The 13,753-nt window shown below is 43.0% G+C and carries 12 protein-coding genes and 1 tRNA gene; 5 read left to right on the top strand and 8 right to left on the bottom strand.

Annotated elements, in window-relative coordinates; genetic code table 11:
* Positions 1-86: 86 nt before the first annotated feature.
* The 5 genes from D1614_RS05265 to D1614_RS05240 all read right to left on the bottom strand — a co-directional run bounded on the left by D1614_RS05265 (position 87) and on the right by D1614_RS05240 (position 5,938).
* Positions 87-686, bottom strand: coding sequence for a helix-turn-helix domain-containing protein (locus D1614_RS05265; protein WP_119436845.1), 600 nt, complete (start codon positions 684-686; stop codon positions 87-89).
* A 169-nt stretch (positions 687-855) separates the two neighbouring features.
* On the bottom strand, positions 856-2,184 hold the full coding sequence (locus D1614_RS05260; protein WP_119436844.1) for a deoxyguanosinetriphosphate triphosphohydrolase: 1,329 nt from the start codon (positions 2,182-2,184) through the stop codon (positions 856-858).
* Positions 2,185-3,188: 1,004 nt separating this feature from the next.
* Complete coding sequence (locus D1614_RS05250; RefSeq protein ID WP_119436842.1) at positions 3,189-4,652, bottom strand: TrkH family potassium uptake protein; 1,464 nt, start codon at positions 4,650-4,652, stop codon at positions 3,189-3,191.
* 107 nt (positions 4,653-4,759) lie between these two features.
* The gene (locus D1614_RS05245) at positions 4,760-5,086 is read right to left on the bottom strand and encodes a hypothetical protein (protein WP_147384030.1); all 327 of its coding nucleotides are present in this window, start codon (positions 5,084-5,086) and stop codon (positions 4,760-4,762) included.
* 153 nt (positions 5,087-5,239) lie between these two features.
* The gene (locus tag D1614_RS05240; protein ID WP_119436840.1) at positions 5,240-5,938 is read right to left on the bottom strand and encodes a M48 family metallopeptidase; all 699 of its coding nucleotides are present in this window, start codon (positions 5,936-5,938) and stop codon (positions 5,240-5,242) included.
* 39 nt (positions 5,939-5,977) lie between these two features.
* Here D1614_RS05240 and D1614_RS05235 point away from each other — a divergent pair, with 39 nt between their 5' ends.
* The 3 genes from D1614_RS05235 to aqpZ all read left to right on the top strand — a co-directional run bounded on the left by D1614_RS05235 (position 5,978) and on the right by aqpZ (position 8,908).
* On the top strand, positions 5,978-6,679 hold the full coding sequence (locus D1614_RS05235; RefSeq protein WP_119436839.1) for a hypothetical protein: 702 nt from the start codon (positions 5,978-5,980) through the stop codon (positions 6,677-6,679).
* Between the two features lie 152 nt (positions 6,680-6,831).
* Positions 6,832-8,046 carry an efflux RND transporter periplasmic adaptor subunit gene (locus D1614_RS05230; RefSeq protein ID WP_147384029.1) on the top strand — a complete coding sequence of 405 codons (1,215 nt, stop codon included), beginning with the start codon at positions 6,832-6,834 and terminating at the stop codon, positions 8,044-8,046.
* Between the two features lie 178 nt (positions 8,047-8,224).
* Entirely contained in the window at positions 8,225-8,908 is a 684-nt protein-coding gene (gene aqpZ / locus D1614_RS05225; protein ID WP_119436837.1) for an aquaporin Z, read from the top strand.
* A gap of 175 nt (positions 8,909-9,083) precedes the next feature.
* On the opposite strand, the gene D1614_RS05220 is transcribed toward aqpZ, so the two are convergent.
* Positions 9,084-9,539 (bottom strand): OsmC family protein, encoded by a 456-nt coding sequence (locus D1614_RS05220; RefSeq protein WP_119436836.1) that lies wholly within the window; start codon positions 9,537-9,539, stop codon positions 9,084-9,086.
* A 378-nt stretch (positions 9,540-9,917) separates the two neighbouring features.
* Positions 9,918-9,991 (bottom strand) — tRNA-Ala (locus D1614_RS05215).
* A 243-nt stretch (positions 9,992-10,234) separates the two neighbouring features.
* On the opposite strand from D1614_RS05215, the gene D1614_RS05210 reads away from it, so the two are divergent.
* On the top strand, positions 10,235-10,924 hold the full coding sequence (locus D1614_RS05210; protein WP_119436835.1) for an energy transducer TonB: 690 nt from the start codon (positions 10,235-10,237) through the stop codon (positions 10,922-10,924).
* 73 nt (positions 10,925-10,997) lie between these two features.
* Positions 10,998-12,197, top strand: coding sequence for a GTPase HflX (gene hflX / locus D1614_RS05205; protein ID WP_119436834.1), 1,200 nt, complete (start codon positions 10,998-11,000; stop codon positions 12,195-12,197).
* Positions 12,198-12,200: 3 nt separating this feature from the next.
* On the opposite strand, the gene D1614_RS05200 is transcribed toward hflX, so the two are convergent.
* A complete protein-coding gene (locus D1614_RS05200; protein ID WP_119436833.1) occupies positions 12,201-13,748 on the bottom strand; it encodes a bifunctional GNAT family N-acetyltransferase/carbon-nitrogen hydrolase family protein in 1,548 nt (515 codons plus the stop codon).
* Positions 13,749-13,753 lie beyond the last annotated feature (5 nt).

Raw genomic sequence — 13,753 nt, 5'->3', positions numbered from 1 at the left:
AAGCAGTCGCAGTTGGCAGTTTTCAGAACGAAAGAGCCTAAAGAATAAAAAATGGCGGGAAGTATAAAATCACTTCCCGCCATTTTTTATCGCACAAAACGAATCTTTGGCAAGTAGCGGGCTTCATTCCCCTGATTGATACGAAACGTATTGCGTACAACCAGTACGATATTATACAAATACAAACCGCCAATGGCTATTATTTTATAAACCGGGTTTCCGAGTATTGACAGAGAAACATCGCCTGACTGATGAAGCCGGTAGTACGTACTCCCAATAAGCCAAATGTAGGTCAGTAAAAGTACGATGGTCCAGGTAATCTGAAAATTGAGCACATTTTTAGCCAACTGATCAATTTGTTTCAGCCTGCCTTTTTTCGATATCCACATAATGAGTGGAATAATGATTCCCAACAAAGGAAAAACAATAAACCCAAGTGAAGAGAGATTCAGCGACATCAGGAAACCTTTGTCCTCCTCGGCTTCCCAGTCCATTAAATCTTCGGGCGCCACATCCAACACCTCCGACAAGCGGATCAATGTATCGCCACGGGGTTCTGTTTCCCCGTTCTCGATTCGTTGCACGGTTCGTAAACTAACCTTCGATTTTTCGGCCAGTAATTCCTGTGATAATCCTTTTCGTGTTCTTAATTCCCGAATGTTCTTGGCCAGATTTTGCTTGCTCATTTTTTTTATTTTGAATTCTGCAGCAAATGTATCTTGTGCAGCGCTGCCAGGTAACGTCAAGCCTGCGTCATTTCTGCGTCATATGTGCCAGAACATAAAAACAAGCAAAATACACTCCCTTTTAATCGTTCCGAAAACTGCGACTGCTTACTGATCACAAAACGCTTTCTCAAACAACTCCCGGCAAACTGATTCCTTTGATTTTCCGGTACAGATCGAGGGCAAACACATCGGTCATTCCGGCAACAAAATCAACTACCGACTGTATTTTTGAATAAGTTGATTCATCAGCAGGTTTGTACTGACCGGGCAAGAGCGAAAGGATTTTCTTACTATATTTCTCTTCCGGTGTCATAATCGCCTCCACAAATTCATCCAGCAACGTACCTATAATTTTATAACCTGCGATCTCGATCTCCACTACCGTGCGATGGTTGTACACTTCGGCTACCGATATCTTTTGCACGCGTTTCACTGCTGCATGCTGAACTGCCGGCAAACGATCGATCAGGCTTTTCTTAAAAGTGCCCGCCAGTATTTCTCTTTCGTTTTCCTCAAAAATGCGGATACACTCGTAAATCAACTTCCCAATCACTCCGGCACGCAGGTAGCTGATTTGCTCGTTGCGGTCGGTCACTTTTAGCAGTGTATTTTCAATCCGGTCGAGTTGCGCTTTTTCTGTTTCGGAATCGTAAAAACCCAGAAACAAATCTTTGATGGTATCGTAATTCAGAATTCCCAGCTTGAAAGCATCTTCCAGGTCCATGATCTGGTAGCAAATATCATCCGCTGCTTCTACCAAATACACCAGCGGGTGACGGCAAAAACTTCCGTCTTCGTTCCGGTGTATGGAAAGCGTTTCCGCAATCTTCAGGTAGTTTTCCTTGTCCGACTGAAAAAAGCCAAACTTTGATTTGGTAGCTGCCGTTGATTCAAACGGGTATTTAACAATGCTTGCCAGTGTAGAGTAAGTTAAGGCGAAACCACCATTGCGCTTCCCGTTAAACTGGTGAGTCAGCGTACGAAATGCATTGGCATTCCCGTCAAAATGCGTAAAATCCCGCCATTCTCCGGGGCTCAACTCTTGTTCAAATTTCTTCCCGTTTCCTTTCAGAAAAAAATTGGAAATAGCGGCTTCTCCGGAATGACCAAACGGCGGGTTTCCCAGATCGTGCGCCAGGCAGGCAGTGGAAACAATACTGCCTATTTCATGAATCAACTGATTTTCCGGATATTTTTTGACCAAACGTTCTGCCAGAATACTTCCAAGCGAGCGCCCCACGCTTGCCACTTCCAAACTGTGAGTCAACCGGTTGTGCACAAACACATGCTCGGGAAGCGGAAAAACCTGGGTTTTGTTTTGCATCCTCCGAAAAGGCGATGAAAAAATAATGCGGTCGTAATCGCGCTGAAACTGTGTCCGGTCTTCGTGAGCCGCCAGTGGCTGATGCTCCTCCATTCCCAGCCGTTTGGCAGAAAGCAGTTGGTTCCAATCCATTGTAATCGTTTAAGTCACGAAAATAATGAAATTCCCCGATGAAGACAGAAAAATCAGAAGTATCGGCTGCTCAAGAAGTGAAGCAAACGGATCAGTCCAACATTCGGGTTATTTTTATTTTCAAACCTAAATTGAATCATATTTAATTTTAAGTGAACCCATTCCCTATTGCAGCTCGATATTAATGAGCTCCAGAATTTACCTTTCAGTCTAGTTGCTTTGTCAGCTTATGGACAACACTCCCGCACTCGCATTACTTCAGGTTCCGCCTACAGGAAAATGCGTTAAGAAAGAAAAGTCATGCAGCGTTAAGAAAGAAAAGCTGTTTGAATCCCGATCTTAAAATCGGGATGAGTTTCTTTTCTTTAAGCGGAATGATTTTGATTTTAGCAATTTTCCTGTCAGCGGCGGCTTTTTTGAATACTTTTTCAGCTGAAGGAAAAAGTATTTCCCGTCTGGAAAGACAAAGAGCAATAATACTGTCAGTTGAATTCAGCAATACCAATCACCTATAATAGTAATTGATCCGATTTCTGCCTGAAAAAATATACTCCACCTGTTTTTTTGAACTAAGCCAAAAGTTCTCAGTAAAATCTAAACCTTAACGGCCTGATGGCACTAACGATTTAAACAGGTAAGGTATTTCTGTTATTACTGATTTTTGGCTTATCAGCCGGATTTTACTATTTGTCATGACACAAATAGTAAACACAAAAGTCTAGGCTGCGTCCACTTCGCACGAAAAAACTACGTGTTGCCGGCTAAGAGTTCGGAACTCCCCCGAATGCTCGGGGTCAAACAGCCGAACTCTTTTACGCCGTCTTCACTTGTTTTTCGGCTCACCGGACGAGGCCAACGTATTCCGACCACTATGGCATTTATAGAAATTGCTCCGTCTTACCATATAAAAGATGAAGGCACCCCACAAGAAGAACTGGTAAAATATTTATTGGCAACTTTGTTGATTTCACCCCTGACATTAATCTGGGTGAAGCAAAGCAGAATTAGTCGCGCCAGAAAGTACGGGTAAAAATGATAATCACACTGTAAATCTCCAGCCGCCCGATCAACATCAGGAAAGTAAGAAAATATTTGGCACCGGCCGGCAAATGCAGAAAATTACTCACGGGACCAACCGTTCCGAAACCGGGACCGATGCCCGCCATGCTGGTGGCAACCGCTCCGAACGAGGTTGCCAGATCTTCGGTCCACAAAAGCATCACCATGGTCCCAATCAATACAATAAAATAATACACAAAAATAAAGGTCATGATCTGTGTCACATGCTCATCCCGCACCCGCTGTCCGTTGTAATGAAGAAGCTTCACCTTGTTGGGCGACAATATTTCGCTGAAAGTAAGCTTCATCTTTTTCAACGCAATTACATGGCGAATCACTTTCACTCCCCCGCCGGTTGATCCTGCCGAAGCCCCAATCAACATCAGCATCCCGATCAGGAGTATTGCCTGAACCGGCCACTGAAGATAGTCGGCCGTTGCAAACCCGGTTGCGGTAATAATTGACACAACCTGGAAGAACGCACTTCGGAAGGCACTTTCCAGTCCGTATTCCTGGTGAATAAAATAAAGTACCAACGTTATAATTCCACCAACAAACAGGATCACTAAAAGGTAAGCTCTTAATTCCTCGTTGTGAAAAACGGATTTAAAACGCCGGCGAAGCATCAGAAAGTGCACCGTAAAATTTATTCCCGATAACAACATAAAAAACGTTATCACATACTGAATGTAGGGCGAATAACCGGCAATACTGTCATTCTTTGTGGAAAATCCACCGGTAGCAACCGTGGCAAAGGAATGACAAACACTGTCGAACAAAGGCATTCCTCCAATGCTCAGAAAAATTATTTCGGCAACGGTAAGCCCCATGTAAATCAGCCAAAGATTCCGGGCCACTTTGCGTATGCGGGTCGATATTTTTTCGTTGTCGACATTCGAGGCCTCGGAATAAAAAAGGTAGATACCGTGTATTTTCAGAAAAGGCATAATGGCCACCACCAAAACAATGATTCCCATACCACCAATCCAGTGGGTTTCTGAACGCCAGAACAAAATACTTTTCGGAAGCGCTTCAATATCGGCCAATATGGAAGAGCCAGTGGTTGTAAAACCGGAAAAGGATTCAAAAAAAGCATTGGTAAACGACGGTATACTGTTGGTAACCTGGTACGGAATGGTGCCCACCAAACCCATGATTACCCAGGCCAGACAAACAATTACAAAGCTTTCGCGAATAGACGGTTCGTGGTATCGCTCCCGGCGGGTTAACACATTCAGTGCAACTCCGGAAACAAAAGTAACCGCAAACGACAACAACATTTTAAATGCAATCTCCTCTTTGTAATAAAACGAAACGCCCACTGCCATCAGCATAAAAAGGCTTTCGAATACCATTACAATGGAGATAAAATGGAGAAGAAGTGCACTATTAATCTTCGATCTCTTCATACTTAGATCCGCGAAACAAGGTTGCAGTTTAGCCTACTATGAAAGTATGCCCCTGTACTACAACATAAATTTAAAGAATTGGATTGAATTATTAACTCCCGGTTTGTTTAATGAAAGATTACAGGGGGCGGAAGATTGGCATAAAAAAGTGCATTGATCTGCAAGACGCCAACATCTTCCCAAGGTCTTGATTCTACAGAAACGACAGACTCTTCATGCCTTTTGAGCTCACAATCACATGAGAACAAAACCGCTTCTTCGTTTTCTTCTACCTCCTCCAGAAAGGCCGGTTCGTCGGCACAAAAAGAAAAATCTTCCCGGTCGTACAGAAGCGACGAAGTGTGCGCTTCAACCATACTCACCGTATGGACTAAACCCGATAAAATTCCGTTAATTGGAAAGAGTAAAATAAAAACGATGATCAATCGGCTCAAAGCTTTCTTCCTTAAAATTCGGAACAAATGTAATATCCACCGCCTCAAGTTCCCTTTATAAAAAGAAGAAAGAGCCTAATATTGACTATTATTTAATTCTGTTAAAAAGAAAACAAAAACGATCTATACCACTAAACAACAAACCATTACAGCTCAAAGCGTATAGGTAGAGTATTTCCGAATCTCGCCGGCCAGCTCTTTGGCGCGCTTTCCGGTAATTCCGTTCAGGCGCTCCCAAAATTTTGGCCCGTGGTTTTTTATTTCGGTATGAACCAACTCGTGCAGCAGAATATAATCAATTAAACCATCAGGCAGTTTCATCATTTGCAGGTTCAGGCTAATGTTATTCGACGATGAACAACTGCCCCAATTGCGGCGGTTATCGCGAATGGTGACTTTGTTATAACTAAAGCCATGATGTTGGGCCAGCTCCGCCAACCTCCCGGGCAATAGTTGTTTGGCTTCGAAACGATAAACCTCGGTCAAGCACTTTTCGGCAAAAGCCGTTGATGCTTCCGACTCAAAATCAGCGAGCATAATCCGGATAAGTTTTCCCTTTCTGCTTACCCGGTTTTCATCGGCTTTCAGAAACTGAACCTGGTAAAATTTGGTTTTCATTTCTTCCTCCGGATTAATCCTGGTTTTTCGCGTTTCCATTTTTGCCTTTTGCTGCAAAATCCACGCTTCATTCTTCCACACAAAATTCAGTACTTCTTTTTCTGAAACATAAAAAGGATACGATACAAGTATTGATTTATCGGGTTTAATGCTTAGCTTTATGTTTTTAGAACGACGATTTTTTGAAAAAGTAACGTTCCCAATATGTTTTAATTGAACCACTTGGTTGGGCATCTGTTATGATAGTAAAATTCAAAACCAAAGATATCAAACATGGGCAATAAAAAGACCGAGGTTTTTGTAAACCTCACCAAAAATGACACTCTTGTTGCATTGGACGATAAAATTCTGAAAGGCAGTTTGGTTTTCGACTCTCTGAATCCATTCCCGGGTTATTATCACGAGCTTCCGACCGATGCCAGTTCCATGTTCATTTACATGGTACTCGGGAAACAGTATCCGCTGGAAGAAATTCTTCGTGCAACACAAAACATTGAAAAGCAGTACGACTGGAGTTTTGATGCCGGCAAAGCGTACATTACCATTGGCTCAACCAACCTGGACGCTATCAGGCTGCGCCACCTACCGGAACTAGATTTGGTGGAAAAAATACAGGAAGCTTATGTAAATCAAGGCATCACTTTCCTGATGGGAAAAAAGCATACCGGCAAACTGGAAGCACGTACCAAAATTGTAAAATTCCTGGTTCTTGAAGAATTGGCACCAAGTATTTACATGAATGCCAACGACAACACCTTTGCATACATTTATGTACCGCGCTACCTGGATGCGGAAGAATTCATAAAAGTTTCGATGGACGTGAAATACAACTGGGAAGGCCACGAATTTGATGCAGCAAACGCCTCTGTTTATTCCAATGGCAAACTATACGAAGCAGTGCGTATCCGTTCCGACAAAATGGACATTGAATATTTAAGCGCTATCCAAAAACTGTACGAACAAAAAATGAAATAGTATTTCACACAGATAAAGGAAAGGTGGTTCAGTGAGCCACTTTTTTTATTTTCCACACCCGCCCCAAATGCCCGAAAATTATTACCCAATTTTAATACCTTTGTTGATGTTCAGCAGTTAAGTATTGATTGAAAACCTTATCCAACATCCCGATGGAAAACAAAACACGTTTTATTATTATTGCTTTGGTCGTTGTAATTCTGGCAGGGATCAGTGCCATCTTCCTGCTCCGGCCTGCTACCAATTCCACTGCGGATCGTCCTTCTTACCAAACAGAAACCATCAGCCGTGGTAAGGTATTTTCATCGGTTAAAGCATTCGGCACCGTGGAATCAGAAAAAGATTTGCTCATACTTTGTCCTGAAAGAAGCATAATAAAAAAGGAATATAAAACTCCCGGCAACAAAGTGGCCAAAGGCGACCTCATCCTTGAACTCGACGGAGAGAGCGTACAGGAAGACATTGCCAGAATGGCCGCTCAGCTTGAGATGCGCACAAATGCAGTGGAGAAAATCCGTCTGAATCTTGAAAGTACCCAAATCGATCTGAAACATAACGAAGAAGTCAAGAAGAACCGAATTGAAAAGTTAAAAACCATGCTGGCCGACCAGGAAAACCTGCTGCAGGCAGGCACCATTTCAGAAAACCGTGTGGAAAGAACCCGGCAGGAGATCGACCTGGGGGAAAAAGACCTGCAGAAACTGATGGACAAAAACACGCTTCGCATTGCCCAAATGGAAGCCGATGTAAACGGACAACTCCTGCAACTGGAAACCCAAAAATCGAATTTGGCAGAAAAAAAGGCATTACTCAGCAAACTTCGGATTGCAGCACCTGTTCCGGGGGTGATTCTTGAAGTGGGGGGTGAAAACGGTTCGCGGGTAGAAAGCGGGCGAATGCTGGTTCGCATGGCAGACCTCTCTTCGTTTAAGTTGGTTGGAATGATCGACTCGCAATACTCCTTCCTTATCAAAACCGGCAACAAAGTACTCGTTCATACCGACGGCGGCGACCTGAACGGGCAAATCGGAAAAATTATTCCGATTATGGATGAGCGTATCCAGTTCGATGTTCATTTAAAAGAAAAAAGTGATCCCAAACTAATTCCGAACCAAAACCTTGCACTCGATATTATTACCAGCGACCAGGAAAACGTACTCCGGGTGAAAAAGCAGCCTGGTTTTGAAAACAGCACACGGCAAACTTTGTATGTGGTGCAGGGAAACAAAGCCGTAAAAACTGAAGTAGTTTTTGGTACGGTTGGCAGCGACTGGTGCGAAATAGTTTCCGGGCTAAATGAAGGCGACATTGTTTTAACCAATGGTCCCGATCCGCTTACCAGCCCCGAGGTCATTGATTTTGAATAAGCGTTTCTTATCCGCTACTTCCCTTTTTAAAAAAGCGTTCAATACAAATCCTTCCATTGGCGCTTAAACCGGCAATCTCAATTTTTGAGGATTCCATGCCCCTATTTTCATGAATTTGATTTAAATTGAAGAAGAAACATATGTTTATCACTCATTATTTCACTTTAAAAATCATTTCATGAAAAAATTAGTAGCTGAGTTTATCGGAACCATGTGGCTGGTAGTCGGTGGTTGCGGGAGTGCAGTTTTTGCAGCAGCCTATCCCGATCTGGGGATCGGTTTTGCCGGAGTAGCGCTTGCATTCGGATTAACAGTATTAACTATGGTATATGCCATCGGGCATATCTCCGGGTGTCATCTGAATCCTGCAGTGTCAATTGGACTTTGGGCAGGAGGCCGTTTCGACGGCAAAGACCTGGTACCTTATATTATCTCCCAGGTTTTGGGCGGAATTGTAGGGGCAGCTATTCTTTACATTATTATTACAGGTTCGGGGAAAGAAATCGGCAGCTTTGCAGCCAACGGTTTTGGCGAACACTCTCCCGACGGATACAGCATGGTTTCGGGCCTCGTAAGTGAGATTGTAATGACCTTTATGTTTTTGATCGTTATTTTGGGAGCCACCCATTCAAAAGCCCCAAAAGGATTTGCCGGAATTGCCATTGGTCTGTCTTTAACACTGATCCACCTGATCAGCATTCCAATTACCAACACATCGGTAAACCCGGCAAGAAGTACCAGTCAGGCATTGTTTGTCGGCGATTGGGCACTGGGACAATTGTGGCTTTTCTGGGTAGCGCCGATTATCGGAGCTTTGATTGCCGGTTTTGTATACAAACTGGTTTCGCCCGAAGAAAAATAAGATACATCATACAAAACAAAAAAGAGTAGTATTCGCAACTACTCTTTTTTTGTTTTTCGATCGCGCCTGCATCATAGATCTCCGGCTAAGCCACGCTTTGCCAAAACTGTCGCACTGCCTGAGCAAATTCACAGAGTACGCCAAAGACGCTGCTCTTTAATTTCTTCCCCGGAATTTAATTAACCGCTAAAGGTTCGTGTACTAAATTAAACGACAACGGAGTTGTATTTACGAGGTTATCGTTGATCGGACAACGTTTTTTTATCAACGATATCCAGTGGCTTATCTTTTCAGCGCTTGCATCCGTTTCAGGGAAAAAATCGACGTTAATTTGTTTAAAACCGGCACGCTCTTCATCCGACTTTCCCAAAAACCGGGCGGGATTTAAATTGCCTTCAACCTGAATTTTCAATCCCGCCAGCTTTATTCCCAGTTCTTTTGCAGTTAGGTGTGCCACCACATTGATACAACCGGCATAACTTGCCAGTAAATATTCAACCGGATTTGCTCCCTGATCATCTCCTCCCAGCGCAGGTGGTTCATCAACTACAATAGTAAACTGCCTTGCACTTACCGCTAAACGAGCGGCGGATTGGGCTTCGCCTTCAATTTTAAATGTTAAATCTGACATAATTCTTGAGTTATAATTATAAAAAAAGCCCTTCACTGAATCGTGAAGGGCTTACTGTCTTTATATAAATACTATCTGTTCTGCGTTATCGAAGCATAGTATCACCCTCCACATGTTTTAACAACATACAGCAACACATACACATCATCGGGTTGTTTGCTATGGAAAGTGATAAAATCATTCTTTTCAATTTTCGTTTTGCTTCCGCTATTTTGTCTTTGCAAGTAAATTCATTATTTATTATGAAAACAAGATTCAACCTAAGAATACCGGTTTATTTACAATTTCTTCATTAAGAATAGTTCCTGAATTTCAGCGTTGAGGGAAATCTTGTAGTAAAAACAAAAAAAAGAGCAGTCCGCCAGAACTGCTCTTTTGTGGAGAATATCGGAATCGAACCGATGACCTTTTGACTGCCAGTCAAACGCTCTAGCCAACTGAGCTAATCCCCCGTTTGAGGTTGCAAATATAGAAATATTTTTTTCAAAACATCCAACAAAATTTGTGGTAAAATTTTTGTAGCAAAAATACAGGGACAAATTTTACGATTATTCATGAACAGTGTTCATAACGGGGAATTATTCGAGACATTAAATTAAAAGATTTAGAGCTTGTAAATAAATATTATTTTCTATCTTTAAACCCCGTTTTTAAGGGGACAAAATTCGAATAAAACAAGTAAAAATATCTAAAGTATGGAACTTAAAAAATCGCCGAAAGCCGATCTTGAGAGCCGTAAGAATACTTACTGGTTATTAGGGTTGGTAGTGGCTTTAGGCATCACACTTGTTGCCTTTGAGTGGACCACAAAGCCAAGTAAGGCTGATTCGCTGGGACAGGTTCAGGCACAGGAAGTGGAAGAAGAAATTATTCCGATCACTCGTGAGCAGCAAGTAAAACCACCGCCACCACCACCTCCGCCAAAAGTTGTTGAAGTATTGAATATTGTTGACGACGAGGTGAAAATTGAAGACGAACTCGAGATCGAAGACACTGAAGCAGACGAAAACACCGTGATCGATGTAGCTCCGGTAATTGAAACTGCTGAAGAAGAAGAAGAAGATGAAGCTCAGGTTTTCCTGATTGTGGAAGACATGCCTGAATTCCCGGGTGGTGACCTGGCATTGCGTAAATACATTGCCAACGCTATCAAGTATCCTGTAATTGCTCAGGAAAACGGAATCCAGGGTAAAGTTTATGTAACTTTTGTTGTTGGAAAAGACGGAAAAGTAACCAATGCAAGTATTGCAAGGGGTGTTGACCCGTCGCTCGACAAAGAAGCACTTCGCGTTGTAAACAGCCTTCCTACCTGGAAGCCCGGGAAACAACGTGGTAAACCGGTTAATGTATCGTACACGGTACCAATTAACTTCGTGTTGCAGTAATAACAGAAAGACAATATCTTTGCACTCCTGTTTCTTTTGAGGCAGGAGTTTTTTTGTGATTAAAAATTAGACAATGATAGAAACAGCACCAATAACAGAAAAAGCAGTAATTGTTGGATTGATCAACTCTCAGCAGGATGAACGACAGGTAAAGGAATATCTCGATGAACTGGAATTTCTGGCAGACACAGCAGGTGCTGTGGTCTTGAAGAAGTTCACCCAGAAAATGGATATTCCCAACAAGGCCACCTTTGTTGGGCCCGGAAAACTGGAAGAAATCGGAAACTACATAAAAGTAGTGGAAGCCGATACCGTTATTTTCGACGATGAGCTTTCGCCCACACAACTTCGAAATATAGAACGTCAGCTGGAATGCAAAATTCTGGACCGCACCAACCTGATCCTGGATATTTTTGCCAAACGTGCACAAACGGCCCATGCAAAAACACAGGTGGAGCTGGCCCAGTATCAATACCTGCTTCCGCGACTGACCCGGATGTGGACCCACCTGGAACGTCAGCGGGGTGGTATCGGGATGCGTGGCCCGGGTGAAACACAGATTGAAACCGACCGCCGTATTATCCTCGAGAAAATTGCCCGGTTAAAAGAGCAGCTGATTAAAATCGACAAGCAAAAAGCAACCCAGCGGAAAAACCGCGGAAAGCTGGTGCGTGTTGCTTTGGTAGGTTACACCAACGTGGGCAAATCAACGATTATGAACATGATGGCCAAATCGGAAGTGTTTGCCGAAAACAAACTTTTTGCAACGCTCGATACAACCGTCAGAAAAGTGGTGATCGAAAACATTCCCTTTTTGCTGGCCGATACGGTAGGTTTTATCCGGAAACTTCCTCACGGACTGGTTGAATCGTTTAAATCGACCCTCGATGAAGTGCGTGAAGCCGACATTCTGTTGCACATTGTCGACATTTCGCACCCCGGTTTTGAAGAGCAGATTGAAACCGTAAACAATACGTTAAAAGAAATCGACGCCGGAGACAAACCGCTGATCTATATCTTTAATAAAATTGATGCATTTACCTACGAGGAAAAAGACGAAGACGACCTGACACCACGTACCAAGGCAAATTTCACCCTCAATGAATGGAAAAATTCGTGGATGGCAAAAGACAACACACCCGCTTTGTTTATTTCTGCCATCGAGAAAGAAAACATTGATGTATTTAAGCAAAAGATATACGACGAGGTAAAAAAGATACACGTACAACGGTTCCCGTTCAACGATTATCTTTATGAAATAACAGAAGAATAAATTTTATTCCCGGCAATTTTTATCTCCCTGCTTATTCAGGCAAACCGAATACAAATCGGTTCTCCTGTCTTTTAAATTACGCACCGCTCCAAAAGAGTGCAGCTCTTTTAGCAGGTCAAGGTCAGCATCCGCTACCAGTATCATCTCGGTATTGGCAGTGGCTTCTGCTTTGATTCCGTTGGCGGGGAATGAAAAATCGCTCGGGGTGAACACCACCGACTGCGCAAACTGAATATCCATGTTTTCGACCTTGGGTAAGTTACCGACGGAACCGGCAATCGCCACATAACATTCATTTTCGATGGCACGGGCACGGGCACAATAGCGAACCCTCGAGTAACCGTTTTGGGTATCTGTCAGGAAAGGAACAAACAAAATATTCATTCCCTGCTGCGCCAGAATTCTTGGCAACTCCGGAAATTCTACATCGTAACAGATCAAAACGCCCACCGGGCCGCAGTCTGTTTCAAAAACTTCCACGGTATTCCCTCCCGACAAGCCCCACCATTTGGCTTCATCGGGCGTTACATGAATTTTCTCGTACATTTCGTAAGTGCCGTTTCTACGGCACAAAAAACCAACGTTGTACAATTTCTCATCCCTCATAGCCGGCATGCTGCCTGTTACAATATTGATATTGTATGAAATGGCCAGTTTTAAGAAACGCTCTTTAATCTCTTCTGTATATTCCGCCAGTTTCCGAATGGCCTCCGCTTCTGTCAGATGATTGTAATCCGCCATCAGCGGGGCATTGAAAAACTCCGGGAAAAGAACAAAGTCGCTTTTGTAGCTCGAAACCGCATCCACAAAATATTCCACCTGGGTAAAAAGCTCATTGATGTCTTTGTACAGCCGCATTTGCCATTGTATCAACCCAATCCGGACAACCGATTTATGTGCTCCCGCTTTGTCCGAAATTTTCTGGTAATAAATATTGTCCCACTGAAGCAGAACAGCATAATCTTTCGATTCTTTATCGCCGGGCATGTACCCTTTCAGCACCTTCTTAACATGGAAGTCGTTCGAGAGCTGGAAGGTTAAAGTAGGATCGTACAATTCGCGCAACTTTACCTTTTGAATATATTCTTTCGGAGTAACTTCGCTGGCATGCAAATGATAATTCGGAATACGCCCGCCAAATACGATGGCTTTTAAATTGAGCGTTTCACAAAGTTCTTTTCGTGCATCGTACAACCTGCGGCCAATCCGAAGCCCCCGAAAATCGGGACGAATAAAAACATCAATCCCGTAAAGAACATTTCCTTTCGGATTATGTGTATTAAAAGTATATCTCCCGGTTATTTCCTGGTAGGTATGATCATCTCCAAACAATTCGTATTTCACAATGATGGAAAGTGCACAACCCACCACCACATCGTTTACCAGAACAGCCAGCTGGCCTTCAGGAAAGATTTTTAAGAGCTTTTGAAAATGAAGTTCGCTCCAATAAGCACCCGGCCAGTTGGCATAAGCTTCGATCATTGACTTCTTTAGTTCTTCGTAATCTCCCAGGTTCAACTGCCTCAACTCAACGGTATCTATTTGCTCCATAAATT

This window comes from Maribellus luteus, from assembly GCF_003576475.1.
GTDB lineage: Bacteria > Bacteroidota > Bacteroidia > Bacteroidales > Prolixibacteraceae > Draconibacterium > Draconibacterium luteum.
Note: the sequence above shows the minus strand (reverse complement) of the source record. Positions and strands in the feature narration are given on the sequence as shown.

Bases quoted from the DNA above. Each gene is read 5' to 3' on its own strand.
- D1614_RS05220 (WP_119436836.1), bottom strand. From the start codon at position 9,539: ATGTCAGATTTAACATTTAAAATTGAAGGCGAAGCCCAATCCGCCGCT.
- D1614_RS05260 (WP_119436844.1), bottom strand. From the start codon at position 2,184: ATGGATTGGAACCAACTGCTTTCTGCCAAACGGCTGGGAATGGAGGAG.
- D1614_RS05265 (WP_119436845.1), bottom strand. From the start codon at position 686: ATGAGCAAGCAAAATCTGGCCAAGAACATTCGGGAATTAAGAACACGA.
- aqpZ (WP_119436837.1), top strand. From the start codon at position 8,225: ATGAAAAAATTAGTAGCTGAGTTTATCGGAACCATGTGGCTGGTAGTC.
- D1614_RS05235 (WP_119436839.1), top strand. From the start codon at position 5,978: ATGGGCAATAAAAAGACCGAGGTTTTTGTAAACCTCACCAAAAATGAC.
- hflX (WP_119436834.1), top strand. From the start codon at position 10,998: ATGATAGAAACAGCACCAATAACAGAAAAAGCAGTAATTGTTGGATTG.
- D1614_RS05210 (WP_119436835.1), top strand. From the start codon at position 10,235: ATGGAACTTAAAAAATCGCCGAAAGCCGATCTTGAGAGCCGTAAGAAT.
- D1614_RS05230 (WP_147384029.1), top strand. From the start codon at position 6,832: ATGGAAAACAAAACACGTTTTATTATTATTGCTTTGGTCGTTGTAATT.
- D1614_RS05240 (WP_119436840.1), bottom strand. From the start codon at position 5,938: ATGCCCAACCAAGTGGTTCAATTAAAACATATTGGGAACGTTACTTTT.
- D1614_RS05200 (WP_119436833.1), bottom strand. From the start codon at position 13,748: ATGGAGCAAATAGATACCGTTGAGTTGAGGCAGTTGAACCTGGGAGAT.
- D1614_RS05250 (WP_119436842.1), bottom strand. From the start codon at position 4,652: ATGAAGAGATCGAAGATTAATAGTGCACTTCTTCTCCATTTTATCTCC.